General features: G+C 37.8%; 15 protein-coding genes. 8 read left to right on the plus strand and 7 right to left on the minus strand.

Features of this window, described 5'->3' with window-relative positions; genetic code table 11:
- Positions 1-129 precede the first annotated feature (129 nt).
- The 5 genes from pckA to C9J36_RS10455 all read left to right on the plus strand — a co-directional run bounded on the left by pckA (position 130) and on the right by C9J36_RS10455 (position 6,195).
- Complete coding sequence (gene pckA, locus C9J36_RS10435; RefSeq protein ID WP_066161779.1) at positions 130-1,716, plus strand: phosphoenolpyruvate carboxykinase (ATP); 1,587 nt, start codon at positions 130-132, stop codon at positions 1,714-1,716.
- Positions 1,717-1,911: 195 nt separating this feature from the next.
- Entirely contained in the window at positions 1,912-3,465 is a 1,554-nt protein-coding gene (locus tag C9J36_RS10440; RefSeq protein ID WP_066161777.1) for a spore germination protein, read from the plus strand.
- A gap of 183 nt (positions 3,466-3,648) precedes the next feature.
- Positions 3,649-4,845 carry a Ger(x)C family spore germination protein gene (locus C9J36_RS10445; RefSeq protein ID WP_107943027.1) on the plus strand — a complete coding sequence of 399 codons (1,197 nt, stop codon included), beginning with the start codon at positions 3,649-3,651 and terminating at the stop codon, positions 4,843-4,845.
- A 6-nt stretch (positions 4,846-4,851) separates the two neighbouring features.
- A complete protein-coding gene (locus C9J36_RS10450; protein WP_107943028.1) occupies positions 4,852-5,088 on the plus strand; it encodes a hypothetical protein in 237 nt (78 codons plus the stop codon).
- A gap of 15 nt (positions 5,089-5,103) precedes the next feature.
- Entirely contained in the window at positions 5,104-6,195 is a 1,092-nt protein-coding gene (locus tag C9J36_RS10455; RefSeq protein WP_107943029.1) for a GerAB/ArcD/ProY family transporter, read from the plus strand.
- Here the strand turns inward: C9J36_RS10455 and C9J36_RS10460 are convergent.
- The 3 genes from C9J36_RS10460 to C9J36_RS10470 all read right to left on the minus strand — a co-directional run bounded on the left by C9J36_RS10460 (position 6,187) and on the right by C9J36_RS10470 (position 7,853).
- Positions 6,187-6,972, minus strand: a complete 786-nt coding sequence (locus C9J36_RS10460; RefSeq protein ID WP_107943113.1) for an alpha/beta hydrolase family protein — start codon at positions 6,970-6,972, stop codon at positions 6,187-6,189. The genes C9J36_RS10455 and C9J36_RS10460 overlap by 9 nt on opposite strands.
- Entirely contained in the window at positions 6,969-7,424 is a 456-nt protein-coding gene (locus C9J36_RS10465) for an NUDIX domain-containing protein (protein ID WP_107943030.1), read from the minus strand. The genes C9J36_RS10460 and C9J36_RS10465 overlap by 4 nt, the downstream gene beginning before the upstream one ends.
- 111 nt (positions 7,425-7,535) lie before the next feature.
- A complete protein-coding gene (locus C9J36_RS10470) occupies positions 7,536-7,853 on the minus strand; it encodes a transposase (protein ID WP_107943031.1) in 318 nt (105 codons plus the stop codon).
- Between the two features lie 159 nt (positions 7,854-8,012).
- Between C9J36_RS10470 and C9J36_RS17310 the strand changes: the two genes are divergently transcribed.
- From C9J36_RS17310 to C9J36_RS10480, 3 genes are all read left to right on the plus strand, one after another.
- The gene (locus C9J36_RS17310; RefSeq protein ID WP_161485046.1) at positions 8,013-8,165 is read left to right on the plus strand and encodes a hypothetical protein; all 153 of its coding nucleotides are present in this window, start codon (positions 8,013-8,015) and stop codon (positions 8,163-8,165) included.
- Positions 8,162-8,395 (plus strand): membrane protein insertion efficiency factor YidD, encoded by a 234-nt coding sequence (gene yidD / locus C9J36_RS10475; protein ID WP_066161758.1) that lies wholly within the window; start codon positions 8,162-8,164, stop codon positions 8,393-8,395. Before C9J36_RS17310 ends, yidD begins: the two co-directional genes overlap by 4 nt.
- Positions 8,396-8,495: 100 nt before the next feature.
- Entirely contained in the window at positions 8,496-9,473 is a 978-nt protein-coding gene (locus tag C9J36_RS10480) for a metal ABC transporter solute-binding protein, Zn/Mn family (protein ID WP_107943032.1), read from the plus strand.
- Between the two features lie 476 nt (positions 9,474-9,949).
- Here the strand turns inward: C9J36_RS10480 and C9J36_RS10485 are convergent, their stop codons facing one another.
- The 4 genes from C9J36_RS10485 to C9J36_RS10500 all read right to left on the minus strand — a co-directional run bounded on the left by C9J36_RS10485 (position 9,950) and on the right by C9J36_RS10500 (position 13,959).
- On the minus strand, positions 9,950-11,380 hold the full coding sequence (locus C9J36_RS10485; protein WP_107943033.1) for an o-succinylbenzoate--CoA ligase: 1,431 nt from the start codon (positions 11,378-11,380) through the stop codon (positions 9,950-9,952).
- Between the two features lie 76 nt (positions 11,381-11,456).
- The gene (locus tag C9J36_RS10490; protein WP_066161749.1) at positions 11,457-11,843 is read right to left on the minus strand and encodes a hypothetical protein; all 387 of its coding nucleotides are present in this window, start codon (positions 11,841-11,843) and stop codon (positions 11,457-11,459) included.
- 74 nt (positions 11,844-11,917) lie between these two features.
- Positions 11,918-13,297 (minus strand): sensor histidine kinase, encoded by a 1,380-nt coding sequence (locus C9J36_RS10495; RefSeq protein ID WP_107943034.1) that lies wholly within the window; start codon positions 13,295-13,297, stop codon positions 11,918-11,920.
- Positions 13,294-13,959: a response regulator transcription factor gene (locus tag C9J36_RS10500; protein ID WP_066164276.1), complete on the minus strand. Its 666-nt coding sequence runs from the start codon at positions 13,957-13,959 to the stop codon at positions 13,294-13,296. Before C9J36_RS10500 ends, C9J36_RS10495 begins: the two co-directional genes overlap by 4 nt.
- Positions 13,960-14,396 lie beyond the last annotated feature (437 nt).

Genomic DNA, 14,396 nt, shown 5'->3' on the forward strand with positions numbered 1-14,396 from the left:
AAAAATTTCATAAATTTCTCTCGAATTAGTATAGACTATTTCATTTAATGTGTTATACTTTTTGTAGTTAAAAGAAATGAATTCCCACCAAACTTGGGAATATTATAAATAAAAGGATGGTTTTAAGCGATGAATTCAGTAGAAATTGCAAACGAACTGAAAGATTTATTAAACGGTACAAATATTCATGTTCAACTTTCTGTTCCACAGTTAGTAGAAAAAGCAACATCTCGTGGAGAAGCAATTCTAACTGTTGACGGTGCATTACGTGCTGAAACAGGCAAATATACTGGTCGTTCTCCTAAAGATAAATATACAGTAGAAGAAGAAAGCACGAAAGATAAAATTGACTGGGGAAAAGTAAACCGTCCGATTTCTTCTGAAGTGTTTGAAAAACTATATGTAAAGGTAGTTAATTATTTAAAAGAACGCGACGAGCTTTTCGTATTTAATGGTTTTGCTGGTGCAGATAAAGATTCACAAATCGGTATTAAAGTTATTAATGAATATGCATGGCATAATTTATTCTGCCATCAATTATTTATCCGCCCAACTGCCGAGGAGCTTGCTACACATACAACAGACTTTACAATTGTTTCTGCACCAAACTTTAAAGCAGATCCAACTGTTGATGGAACAAATTCAGAAACATTCATTATTGTTTCATTAGAAAAGAAAGTGATTTTAATCGGTGGTACAGAATACGCTGGTGAAATGAAAAAATCTATTTTCAGCATTATGAATTATTTATTACCAGAGCAAGATATTTTATCAATGCACTGCTCAGCAAACGTTGGTGAAGCGGGCGATGTCGCTTTATTCTTCGGCTTATCTGGTACAGGCAAAACGACTTTATCAGCAGATAGCGACCGTAAATTAATCGGTGATGACGAACACGGCTGGTCAGACAATGGCGTTTTCAATATTGAAGGTGGTTGCTATGCAAAAACAATTAACCTTTCAAAAGAAAAAGAACCTGAAATTTATAATGCGATTCGCTTCGGCTCTGTATTAGAAAACGTTATTGTAGATGAAAATACACGTATTTGCAACTATGACGACGGTTCGTTAACAGAAAATACGCGCGTAGCTTACCCGATTGAGTATATTGAAAATATCGCAAAGCCCTCTGTAGCAGGACACCCACAAACAATCGTGTTCTTAACTGCAGATGCATTTGGTGTATTACCTCCAATCTCAAAATTAACAAAGGAGCAAGCGATGTATCATTTCCTAAGCGGCTTCACATCGAAGTTAGCAGGTACAGAACGTGGCGTAACAGAGCCAGAACCAGTATTCTCAACATGCTTCGGTTCTCCATTCCTACCGCTTCCTGCAACAGTTTATGCAGAAATGTTAGGTAAGAAAATTGATGAGCACGGCTCACAAGTATTTTTAGTAAACACTGGTTGGACTGGTGGCGAATATGGCGTAGGTAGCCGTATGAAGCTCTCTTACACACGCGCAATGGTGCGTGCTGCTATCGAAGGTAAACTAAGCGATGTTGAAACAACACAAGATGCAGTATTCGGCTTACACATTCCAACAGCAATTGAAGGTGTACCGTCGGAAGTATTAAACCCTCGCGATGCTTGGGCTGATAAAAATGCTTATGATACAAAAGCTAAGCATTTAGCAGGTCTTTTCAATGACAACTTCCAAAAATTCGAGAATGTTTCGGAAGATATTTCAAAACAAGGCGGTCCATTAGTTTAATATACTAGTAAAAGAGACGTCTGAAAAAGCGTGTGAAAGCACTGCTTTTCAGACGTTTTTTTTATTAAAACAATAAAAATATAAATCGATTTAAAAGGTTGTCAACACTAAATTTAATGCTTTTTCGTAAAATACTCGTTTAATTTTATTAAAATTTGACTATCCTCTCCTTATAAGTATTGGAGGAGATGGAACATGGAACATTCAGATACACAGACACACTCCCCTTCTAAGCTTTCACCTAATGCCCATCAGAAACCACTATTTACTTCATTACAACATACGATTGATACAATACAACAGACTGTTGGTTATAGTGATGATGTGATGGTGCGACAACTTTTTATCGGAGAATCAACTAAACAATCTTTAGCTATTGTTTATATAGATGGCTTAGTTAATAAAGCAGATATCACAAATACATTGTTGGAGCCCATCATGGGATTATTAACAGACCAAATTGAAGAAAATATTGAAAAAACAACTGATTTTTTAAAGCAATACTGCTTAACGATTGGCAATGTCCAAGAAATACAAAAATTTGCAACGCTCTACAGTGCGCTTTTCAATGGAAGTGCCATTATCATAGTGGACGGTTTAGCGACCGCACTTGCGACGAATATAAAGGACCCTAAAGACCGCCCTGTGATGGAGCCTGCAACAGAGTCTGTTATACGCGGACCACGTGAATCCTTTACTGAAACATTGCGTACAAATACAGCGCTCATTCGTCGTAAAATAAAGAACCCTAATTTATGGGTTCAAAGTAAAATTATTGGCGATGTTACACAAACAGATGTAGCAATTATCCATATAAATGGTATTGCCAATGATAAAATTGTTCAAGAGGTATTTGACCGACTCAATCAAATTGATATTGATGGTATTTTAGAAGGTGGTTATATTGAATCATTAATTCAAGATGCTCAATTCTCATTGTTTCCAACGATGTATACGTCAGAGCGTCCAGATGTTATTGCAGGGGAATTGCTTGAAGGTAAGGTCGCCATTATGGTTGATGGTACGCCCTTTGTGCTAATTGTCCCTTCCCTTATTACATCGTTTTTACAATCATCTGAGGATTATTACTCAAATGCAATTGTCAGCTCTCTTATTCGGTTATTAAGATTTGTTGCAATTCTTATTTCATTAGTTGCACCTGCCTTTTATGTTGCCATCACGACATTTCATCATGAAATGCTACCAACACCTTTACTTATAAGTATTGCATCACAGCGGGAAGGTGTGCCGTTTCCTGCTGTAATCGAAGCATTATTAATGGAACTTGCATTTGAAATTTTACGTGAAGCTGGACTACGCATGCCACGCACTATCGGTCCTGCTGTCTCGATTGTTGGCACATTAGTTATTGGGGAAGCAGCGGTTACAGCGGGCGTTGTTTCAGCGGTAACAGTTATTATTGTCGCTTTAACTGCTATTTGTAGTTTTATTTTTCCGTCATATGGTCTTTCAAACTCTATTCGAGTTTTGCGCTTTCCTTTCATTTTACTAGCGGGAGGCTTTGGTCTTTATGGTGTCATGATTGGTATGTTAGCACTTGTTCTACATTTATGTAGTTTACGTTCATTCGGCATTCCATACATGAGTCCGTTTGCACCACTGATACTCGAAAATCAAAAGGATGCCATTTTACTGCTCCCTAGAAGATTTTTAAAGAAAAGACCTCGTTTAGTAAACCAAACAAATATGACGAGAGAATCAAAATATAAAAAAAGATATAAAAGATAAAGTGAAACTTCTATCAGTGGGGGTTTTCCTCATCCCCACTGATTGTTAGTTGAACCAATCGGGCTTTTACGGGCAGTTAATCTCTCACTTATCCTTTAGCGTATTTTCACTTAAATCTTGAAGTGGGCGTCTTACTGCCCGTTAATGTTGGATAGATTTTCATTTGTAAAAGGGGTGTCAGCAATGCACAAAATCGCTTCCATTTTATTGTTTCTTTCCATATGCCTGCTGTTAAGCGGGTGTTGGAGCAAAAAAGAGCTTAATGATATTGCCATTGTTGTTGCACTAGGTATCGACCAGCAAGGTGATGAATATGAAGTAACTGTTCAAGTCGTTAATCCCGGTGAAATTTCTTCTAAACAGCCAACAAGCGGGCGCTCTCCAGTTTCTACGTATTCAGCAACTGGTCCTACAATATTTGAAGCAATTCGGAAAGTCACATTGTTAGCACCTAGAAAATCATATTTTTCGCATTTACAAATTATAGTTTTCGGCAGTGAATTGCTGGAGAGTGGAATTAAGCCTGCACTAGATTTTTTATCTCGTGACCATGAATTTCGTAATGATTTGAATGTTATCGCTGCATACGAAACAACAGCTAAAGATATTATCAGCGTGCTGACGCCTGTTGAAAAAATACCAGCCAATAAAATAACATTCTCTCTCAAAATTTCCGAAAAGGCATGGGGCTCTACAGCAACAGTCGCCTTGTATGATTTAATTGATGCGCTACACTATGAGGATAACAGCCTTGTCCTCTCCACTTTAAATCTTATTGGTAGTAAAGAAATAGGGATGAGCAAAGAAAATGTTGATCAAATCGTTGTCCCAACTATTTTAAAATACAGTGGCTTTGCTGTTCTCAAAAAAGGGAAAATGGTGGGGCTACTGACGGATGAAGAAAGTAAGGGCTATAATTTTTTAACAGATAATATTAAAAGCACAATCGAGCAAATAACTTGTCCTGAGGATGGCAATTTAGCAGTGGAAATTACTCGTTCCAAAACAACCGTCAAAGGAAAATTTGACAATAATACACCTAAAATTCATGTATTAGTTGACCTTCAGCAAAATATTGGTGAGGTTAAGTGTGTAATTGATTTGACAAAAGAGCAAACAATTAAAGAAATTAACGACAAAACGTCCGATGTTATTAAACAAAAAATAGAAAAGACATTACATGCCTTACAAAAAAAATATGAGGCTGACGCTGTCCAATTTAATAAAGTGCTACACAAGCAGGAGCCTAAAAAATGGAGAAATATAAAAAATGAGTGGGAAAGCCTTTTTCCAAATGTTGAGGTTACAGTTGATGTAGTCGTACATACTAGAAATACTGGCACTATACAAAATTCAACATTTTTTCCTACACAGGAGTGATGCTATATGGTTATGTCATTTGCTATTGCTGTTATTGTTATTATAATCATTAGCTCACAATGGGCTATATTACGCGACAATAAAGAACCAGCTACTACGTGGCTATTTTTCATTTTGCTTACAATAGGCACAGCTTTGGCCATCACTCTAAGCCTTCACATTTATTTACCGAGCCCCTTAGATTTCATCACATTTATTTTTCAACCAATTAGCAACGCTCTTCACGCATTGCTAGGTATATAAGGAGCGGAGAATAGAATGAGCAATAAACAAATGATTAGCACACGCCAATTTACAATTATCACCTTTTTATATTCGATAGGTACATCCATTTTAATTATTCCTGCCTATTTAGCAAAGCTCGCAAAACAGGATGCTTGGATTGCTGCGATAGTTGGGGTATTACTTAGCTTTTTATTAATTATGCTTTTCGTCAAGCTTGCCAATACATTTCCAAAATATACTTTGATTGAAATAATCGAAAAAGTATTAGGTAAATGGCTAGGCAAGCCTGTTGCAATTTTATTTATATTGTTTGCGTTTTTAAATTCAGGCGAGATGTTGTATTATATCGGAAACTTCATGCAAATTGAAATTATGCCTGAAACACCTAACTTCGCATTTGTGTTATTATTTGGCTTTATTATTATTTTGGCAAATTATTTAGGGTTAGAAACTTTTGCTCGTTCTGCTGAATTACTTTTTCCTGTATTTCTACTGTTGTTTTTATTTTTTATTATTTTCATTACACCAGATATTAAATTTGAAAATATGCAACCGATGCTGGATACTCCTCCCCGCACATTTATTGCAAGCGTGCTTTATTTTATGAGTATCTTCGCCTTTCCGTCGATTATGCTTTTAATGATTTATCCTTCTACGGTCAATATAAATAAATCTGCCCAAAAAGGCTTTTATCTAGGTATTTTATTAGGCGGGATTGTCTTAATTTTCATTATTACTTTATGCATATTAGTGCTAGGGGATATGAATACAGCTTCACAAAATTATCCGACCTACATATTAGCGCAGCGAATTTCTATCGGTAATTTCTTCCAAAGAATTGAAGTTATCATCGCATTTATGTGGATTATTACCATTTATACTCGAGCGTTTATTTATTTTTATGTGACGCTTATCGGCTTACAGCAAATTTTTCACATTAAGGATGAAAAACCACTTATTCTTCCATTTAGTATATTATTACTTGGCGTTTCTCAAATTGTCCATCCAAATTCAACACATTCGTATCTTTATAATACAAATATATGGTTGCCTTATTCTGCTGTATTTTCAATTATATTATCAACTTTTTTATTATTCATCGCAAAAATCAGACGCTTAAATTAGCTGCTTTTTCATCCACTGGCAAAGCTGCCTTACTGTTTGACAATTAAGCCGTGGTGGATAATGATGCTTTAGCCCACTTGCATACCAAGCTTCTACTTGCTTGTTGTTGTTTCGCAAATATTGCTCTAGCTTATATGCATGCATCGGCTGCACATGCTGGTCCTCAGTGCCATGAATAATTAAAACAGGCGCATGTAATTTCGTAATTTCATATAAGGGAGTACGCTGATTATAGCGCTCTGGTACTTTATTCGGTGTCCCTCCGATAATACGCTTTAACCCTCGGCGCATATCGACTCTTTGCCAATATGTATCAGTCGCATCAGACACTCCTGCCCATGTCACGAGTGAGGCAATATCATCACGCAATATTGCCGTCCATAACGCCATTAAGCCACCGCGTGAAAAGCCAAATAAATGCACTTTTTGTGCATCGCAAAACTGCTTTAGTACGTCAACGGCATATACTGCATCATAACGATCCTCACCAGCAAACTCATCCCTGCCCTCGCCCCCTCGATTACCGCGGTAATAGGGGGCAAAAACAACGAAGCCTTGTGCGGCAAATTGTGCGATTCGTGCAGGGCGTACCATTCCGATAAATTGCAGACCACCACGTAAATAGAGCAGTGCCTCATATTGTCCCTCTTGCTTCGGTCGAGCTAGCAAGCCCTTTACACGCAAGCCATTTGACCAATAAATGATTTCATCTAAGCGCACTTTTTCATTCGGTGAAGGGTAGCGTCTTATTTCTTCAATTATTCCATTTTTCTTCACTTGCATTCCACTTCCTGTAACATCTTTTTCATACCTGCATCTCGCATATAGAAGCTTAAATGTGGATGAGTGAGCAATTCGTCTGCCGTAAGCCATAATCGCCCTGTCGTTTCATATTCACCTACAAACTCTTCAATATGCGCTACATTTGCGGTAAATACTGCCTTACAAAACGGTGTTTTTGTATGTACTACATAATAAGCAAACCACTCTACATCTTTTATCTGCACCTGTGTTTCCTCATATACTTCGCGAATAGCCGCCTGTAATAACGTTTCCCCTGCCTCCTGCTTCCCGCCTGGAAATTCTACTCCTCTCTCCTTATGCACCGCGCACAGCCATTTTCCCTTGTGCTGCACGAGCACCAACACATGGCGAGGCTCTACTTCAAAGGGACCATGGTCAAATCGCAAAACAACCTTGAAACCATTTTCATCTGTAAACGTAAACATATATGCCAACTCCTTATCCTTATTAGTGTAACGAAGGAGCTAGCATCCTTCAAGGAGGGCGTCTGAAAAGCAGTGCCTTGCACGCTTTTTAGACGCTATCGTCTTTACATCTTATCCCTTAAGCTTGAAATATGGTAACTGCTCAACAAATTCCTTCGTATGATTATCACCGAATTCATGCAGTAACGCATAAATTTTTTTTAATCGTGTATCAATATCATGATTTAATTCATCATAATGGTAAGGTATATAAGGTAAATGTGCTCGCCATAAATTATGACCTTCAAGACCATTGATTTGATTGAAAAGCTTTGTAAAAATGCGAGCAATAGCAGGCTCTAGTTCCACCTTAAATTCATTGGACGATAAATTCGGAATATGGCTACATGTCAAATCAGTTATCGATACATACATTTTGTATTTATTCATGCAGATGCTCCCTTCAATTTTTTCTTATCATTACCCGAAGTAGTAATTCATATTCACATGTATAGCTAATTAAAAGGAATTTGCTTATAATAAAGTGAACCTGCATGTTCGCATATGTTTTACAGCTTAGTAATAAGAGATAAATATGAGGTGAGAAATATGAATCTTGCACTAGTTTTTATAGTAGTAATTGCCATAATGTCAACATTTGCCATTGTGATTATTTGGGTTGCACGTCAAAATAATTTTTCAGCAAAACAAACAATTGATTCAATGCCAGCTGAACAAGAAAATGAGCAGCAACAAAAATGAAGCATCCTTTTATTTGGTTAATTAAATTTTATCGCAAATATATTTCACCTATGACGCCTCCTTCTTGTCGCTTTCATCCAACTTGCTCAAGCTACGGACTTGAAGCGTTCCAAAAGCATGGAGCAATAAAAGGATTTATTTTAACAACAATGCGCATACTAAAATGCCATCCACTCCATCCAGGTGGCTTTGATCCCGTGCCTGAAAAGTGGCCTTCGAAAAAAAAATAAATTTCGAAGGTTTTTTTTATTGTTTTTTTTTTGTAATTGAGTTATGATAAAAAACGTCGATTGCACAAATCGTAATAATTACTATTTAGGAGATTTAATGATGAAAAAATTTATTTACTTTTTTTTATTAGCAATCCTTGCGTTGCTAGCAGCATGTGGCAGTGAAGACCAGAAAGCATCTAGTAATTCTTTAACTGTTTATACGACTGTTTACCCGTTACAATATTTTGCCGAGCGCATCGGCGAAGATTTTGTGCAGGTGGAGTCTATTTATCCTGCTGGAGCGAATGAACATACATTCGAGCCGACACAAAAAGATATGATGGCACTAGCAGACGCTGAACTATTCTTTTATATTGGACAGGGCTTAGAAGGCTTTGTTGAAAACGCTAAAAAAACATTAGCGAATGAGCATGTTAAATTAGTTGCTACAGCCGACAATATAACGGATGAGCAGTTCCACATTTCCACAGGTCATGTGCATGCAGAGGATGAAGAGGACCATGACCACGAGCATGATGAGGAGCATGGAGACCACGAAGAACATGGTCATCATGAGCATGATACACATGTATGGCTATCACCTGTTCTATCAAAGGAGCTTGCATTATCAATCAAAAATGAGCTTGTTGACATGTTGCCAGAGCAGCAAGAGCTTTTCACAAAAAATTATGAGGAACTAGCTTCGGAGCTTGATACACTGCATGCCGATTTTGAAGCAATGGCCAAGCAAACAACAATGAAAACATTTTTTGTATCCCATGCGGCGTTCGGCTATATAGCAGGTCATTATGGCTTTAATCAAATTCCTGTTGCTGGCCTAAACTCCCAAAGTGAGCCGTCACAAAAGCAATTAGCGGCAATCGTTGATTTAGCTAAAGAAGAAAACATTAGCTATATTTTCTTCGAACAAAATGTTTCTTCAAATTTAACAACGGTCATCCAAAAAGAGGTCGGAGCAGAGGCATTAACATTGCATAATTTAAGTGTTTTAACGAAGGAAGATATTAAAAACAATGAAAACTACTTCACTTTAATGCAGCATAATATTGAGCAATTAGCCAAGGCATTGCAATAAAGCCTATATTTTAAGAAGGCATATGAAAAGAGGACCTTCCCAAAAGCTCAAAATCTCTTTGGTCATTATAAAGTGAAACTTCAATTAGTGGGTGCTTTTCTCCACTGATTGTTAGTTGAACCAATCGGGCTTTTACGGGCAATTAATCTCCCACTTATCCTTAATGTTCTTCCAGTGGAAGTCTTACGGCAGGATAAAATTGAAAAGCACGGAATTTAACCATTTAAAATATGCTTCAAATCTTTTTATTCTAATAAAAGGGGACTGTCCAAAAAGCCGTGCATAGCCGGCATTTTGGACAGTCGCGATGATGTTTCACAAAATGTTGATTCCTATAAACAGAAAACGCCTCTTTTAAAAATGGGATGAACGTTGGCTTTAGCAGTGTTATCCTTCAGTAAAAGGGAAGCGATGAAAACATTGATTTCAATGCGGTGGCAAAACAAAATGGACTTTTCAGACAGTCCCATTCTCTTTTACAATAATTCCTTCAATTTTCTTCTCAACAGCTTGTTAGAGCCATTGCGTGGTAAGCTTTCAACAAAATAAAATCGCTTTGGTAGCTTATAGCTTGCAAGCTTATGCTCGCAAAATGCACGTAACTCCTCTTCACTTACAGCTTGTTTTTGTATAATAAAGGCAATCGGTACTTGTCCCCATTTATCATCTGCTATACCACAAACACCAGCTTCTAATACATTTGGATGTGCTAGTAAAGCATTTTCAATTTCTGCTGGATAAATATTTTCCCCACCAGAAATAATTAAATCAGCGCGGCGATCGACCACATATAAATAGCCTTCATCATCTAAATAGCCTATATCACCTGTTAGTAGCCAGCCGTTTTCAGTGCTTGAACGTTCAGCAAAACGCCCAATATAGCCCGGTGTGACATGAGGGCCTCGGATGCAAATTTCTCCCTCCACAAATGGTTCCTCTGTACCTTGAATGCGCACCTCATTAAAAAATAGCGGCTTTCCTGCTGAGCCAATTTTGCGTAGTGCATCAGCGCTAGCAAGCGTTGCTGTTTGCGATGCGGTTTCTGTCATACCATATGTTTGCACAACAGGTAATTGCACTTTCGCGGCGCGCTGTAAATAATCAACTGGTATCAAACCACCACCCGCAAGCAGTATTTTGAAGTTGGGGTGTGCTTGCACTTGCAAGCGTTCCATTTCACTTATAACACGCTCAAGCATTACTGAGACAAGAGAAATATTTGTCACATGTCCCTCAACTATTTCTTGTACGCAAGCCATCGCATCAAATTTTTCATATAAGCTGACAGTTGCTCCATACAGCAATGAGCGCATTAAAATGGAAAAGCCACTAATATGAAAAATAGGTACAGTACAAAGCCATACATCCTGCTCTGTAGTTCCTAAATTTAATGCCGAGCTAATGGCACTCATACTATGATTTTTTACAGTTTGACGCACACCTTTCGGAAAGCCTGTCGTACCAGAAGTATACATAATCGAAACAGTTTGTTCCTCTGACCAAGTAGACGCAATCTCGACTTCAACCGCCTGCACGCTCATAAGCTGCTCAAATGTAACAAACTCTATATTTTGCGGTAATTTATGTACTTCGCTTGCTGCCGCCAATACGACTGTTACTTGCGCATCCTCAATTTGATAAGCAAGCTCCTCCGCTGACAAACGCCCATTTAAAAGCACCATCTCTAACTGCAAATGCATACACCCATAAATCACTTTAATAAGCTCTGGCGTAGAGGGAGCTAAAATTGCTACTCGCCCCCCCTGCTTCGCAAGCGTTGCCAACTGTCCTGCTTTATATAATGCTTCTTCATGCAATTGCTGAAAAGTCCAGCTCTGCTCTTCGAAGCGAAGTCCAATGCGATTCGGTGTTAAATATGCGCGTTGCCTAATCCAATTTGGCTGCATTTTCATACGCCTCCTTTATTGGATTAATTGTAGCATATTGTGTGGGTGCCAGGCACACACACAATTCTCACACAATTTAGTCCTCTAGCAAAAATGTGATGGCAATAAACAAGGCAAAGCTGATTAATAATGCTGTTCCGCCAGCGATAAATGTAATTAATGTAAACACTTCATTCATTTGAAATGGATTGATATTGTAGAATAACATGCCAATTGTTAATCCTACCGAGCCAATGACAGTTGTCCAACCATGTATAGATACTAATTTTTGTATGCGAACACGGTATACTTTATAAAACAAGCCCCATGCAAATACAGATAACCATCCAACAACGAGCATATGTGCATGAATTGCTCTAAATTGGTAATTCCCTGAGCCCGCCATATCAGAGCCTAAAATGGCTCCTATTAAACCAAAAATTGCTGCTAAACGAATTAATCGTATGCTCCATACTTTTTCCATAATAAAATACCTCCATATCGTTTCATATGGAAGTATTGTATCGACGTTATCTGAACTCAAGCTGAACTGCAACGCTATTTTGGCAATTGAATCGTTATTGTCGTGCCCTCATTTTCTTTACTATTTATTGCAATTTGACCGTTATAAAAATGAACGACCTCTTGAACAATCGCTAGCCCTAGGCCTGTCCCCTTCGTTTGTCTCGCCTCATCCACTCGGTAAAAGCGCTTAAAAATATGCTGTAAATGCTCCTGTCGAATACCGATGCCTGTATCAGAAATTTCTAGCGTAATTACAGTTGGCTCATTTACCAATTTAATATTAATTTCTCCACCCTGTCGATTATATTTAATGGCGTTTGCAATAAGATTTTCCCAAATATTTTCGAGCAATGTTTCATCACCATGAAAAATCGCTTCATCCAGTTGTAGCCATATAGCCAACTCTTTTTGCTCAATCATCCACTGACTTTTCAGCACCGCTCGCTCAATTTGCTGTGTAATATTTACGGTCGTTTGCCGTCTTTTATAGACAAGTTCATCTAGCGAATTTAACAGGAGTAACTGTCTTGTTAAGCTTGAAAGACGGCTCGTTTCCGCTTCAATAATATCCGCATAATGCAGGCGGTTTTCATCTGTTAGCTGCTTATTTTTTAACAGATTGGCATAGCCATGAATGTTTTGTAGCGGCGTTTGTAAATCATGAGAAATATTGCGAATAAAGCTTTTACGTGTTTCGTCTTGCTGCTTTAAATCTTGTGCCATTTTATTAAAGCTTTTCGCTAATAATCCAAGTTCATCTGTGCGTGCAATTTCAATTGCTACATCGTAATCCTCCTTTGCTATTTGCTTTGTCGCAGCCGTTAAAGCTCGAATCGGCTTTACCAAATACCATGCTGCAAGCAAAATAGCAGCTAAACTAGCAACTAAAGAAATCAGCATCATATTCCCAAGCACAACATGCATTTCATTAAATAGCAGGCGTATATCAGGGCGTGCAAACAATGCATATTTATCACCCTTATATTGGAATGGCACGCCTACGGAATTCGTTAAATCATTAGCAAAAAAACCAGTAATAAAAAGCTGACGTGGGTAATCACGCATTCCGTGGTAAATTTGCCCTTCAATAACAGCCTGCTTTACGCTATCATCAAGCGCGGTCAAACGAAAATCACTACCGTAAAATGCAGCCTGCCCCTCTGCGTCTATTACATATAGTTGATAACCGATACTAGCAATTGTTTGCAAATATGCCTCTAAGTTTAACTGCTCGTTTTCTTTAATATATTCGGTCATTTCTTGAACAATGGCTACATTTTTCGTATCATTTTGTTCTTTAATAACACGGTGATAATACGTATTTGTCGCAAGTAATGCCAGAACGCCACTGAGAAACATAATTGCAAGTGCCACTACAATATATTTAAAATATAAAGTAGAATATATTTTCATTGCACTACCTCAAGCTGATAGCCTACGCCACGAACTGTTGTAATTTGCACTGTACTGTCAAGGCGTACAAGCTTTTCACGCAATCGTTTAATATGTGTATTTAACGTATCATCACTTTCATAATCAAGCCCCCACACTTGCTCCATTAAATAATCTCGCTGAAAAATTTGCGCTCTGCTTGCAAGAATAGCAAGTAATTCAAACTCCTTTAATGGTAAAACAAGCTTCGTTTGACCTTTCACAACTTGCAATGTACGCCTATCAATCACTAAATCCCCAATTTCAATTGCTGCCTCCGTCGGCTTATCATAGCGCCTTAAAATCGCTTGTATGCGGAATAATAATTCGTCCGGCTCAAAGGGCTTTACAACATAATCATCCGCTCCAACAGTAAAGCCTTCTCGCTTGTCCTCCAACTGCCCTTTAGCTGTTAATAATAATACTGGGATTTCCCATTCCTCTTTTAGTTCTTTCGTTAATTGTAGACCATCCATCTCTGGCATCATCACATCAACAACTGCTAAATCGACATCCTCTGTCATTTGTTGTAATGCTTCAACCCCATTTGCAGCACAGATAATATCATAATGCCATGCTTGTAAATGCAGTTTCACTAACTGTAAAATATGTTGGTCATCATCTACAACTAAAATTTTTCGCATCGCTAGCCTCACCTGCTCTTCCTCAATCACCAATCCCAGGGAATCGTGCGAAAAAACCACCTCGGACTGAATGTGTTTTCGAATAATAAAGATGTTTGATAGATAATAAAGTCATTTAAAAAATAATAAAGTTGTTTAAAAATGATGAAGAAAACCTGCAATATACCGTTTTTAAACAACTTTATTTGAGAAAGCCTACCGTTCTTTTTACATCCAACACTTTAAATTTAAACAACTTTAATTATCTCCATTCTTTGCCCCAACCTTGATTGACAAGGCTAGGCTAGAAGAAAATTAAACAACTTTATTAGTTCAGTACAGAATGTTCACTTTATATCCTGCATTATGCCATGTGTTGTGTAAAATTGCGAGCAAAAAAATGTCTGAAAAGTAGTGCGTTCGCATACTTTCCAGACATTTTTATAGTCACTATTTTA

Origin of the sequence: Metasolibacillus fluoroglycofenilyticus, from assembly GCF_003049645.1 — a bacterium.
Classification (GTDB): Bacteria; Bacillota; Bacilli; order Bacillales_A; family Planococcaceae; genus Metasolibacillus; species Metasolibacillus fluoroglycofenilyticus.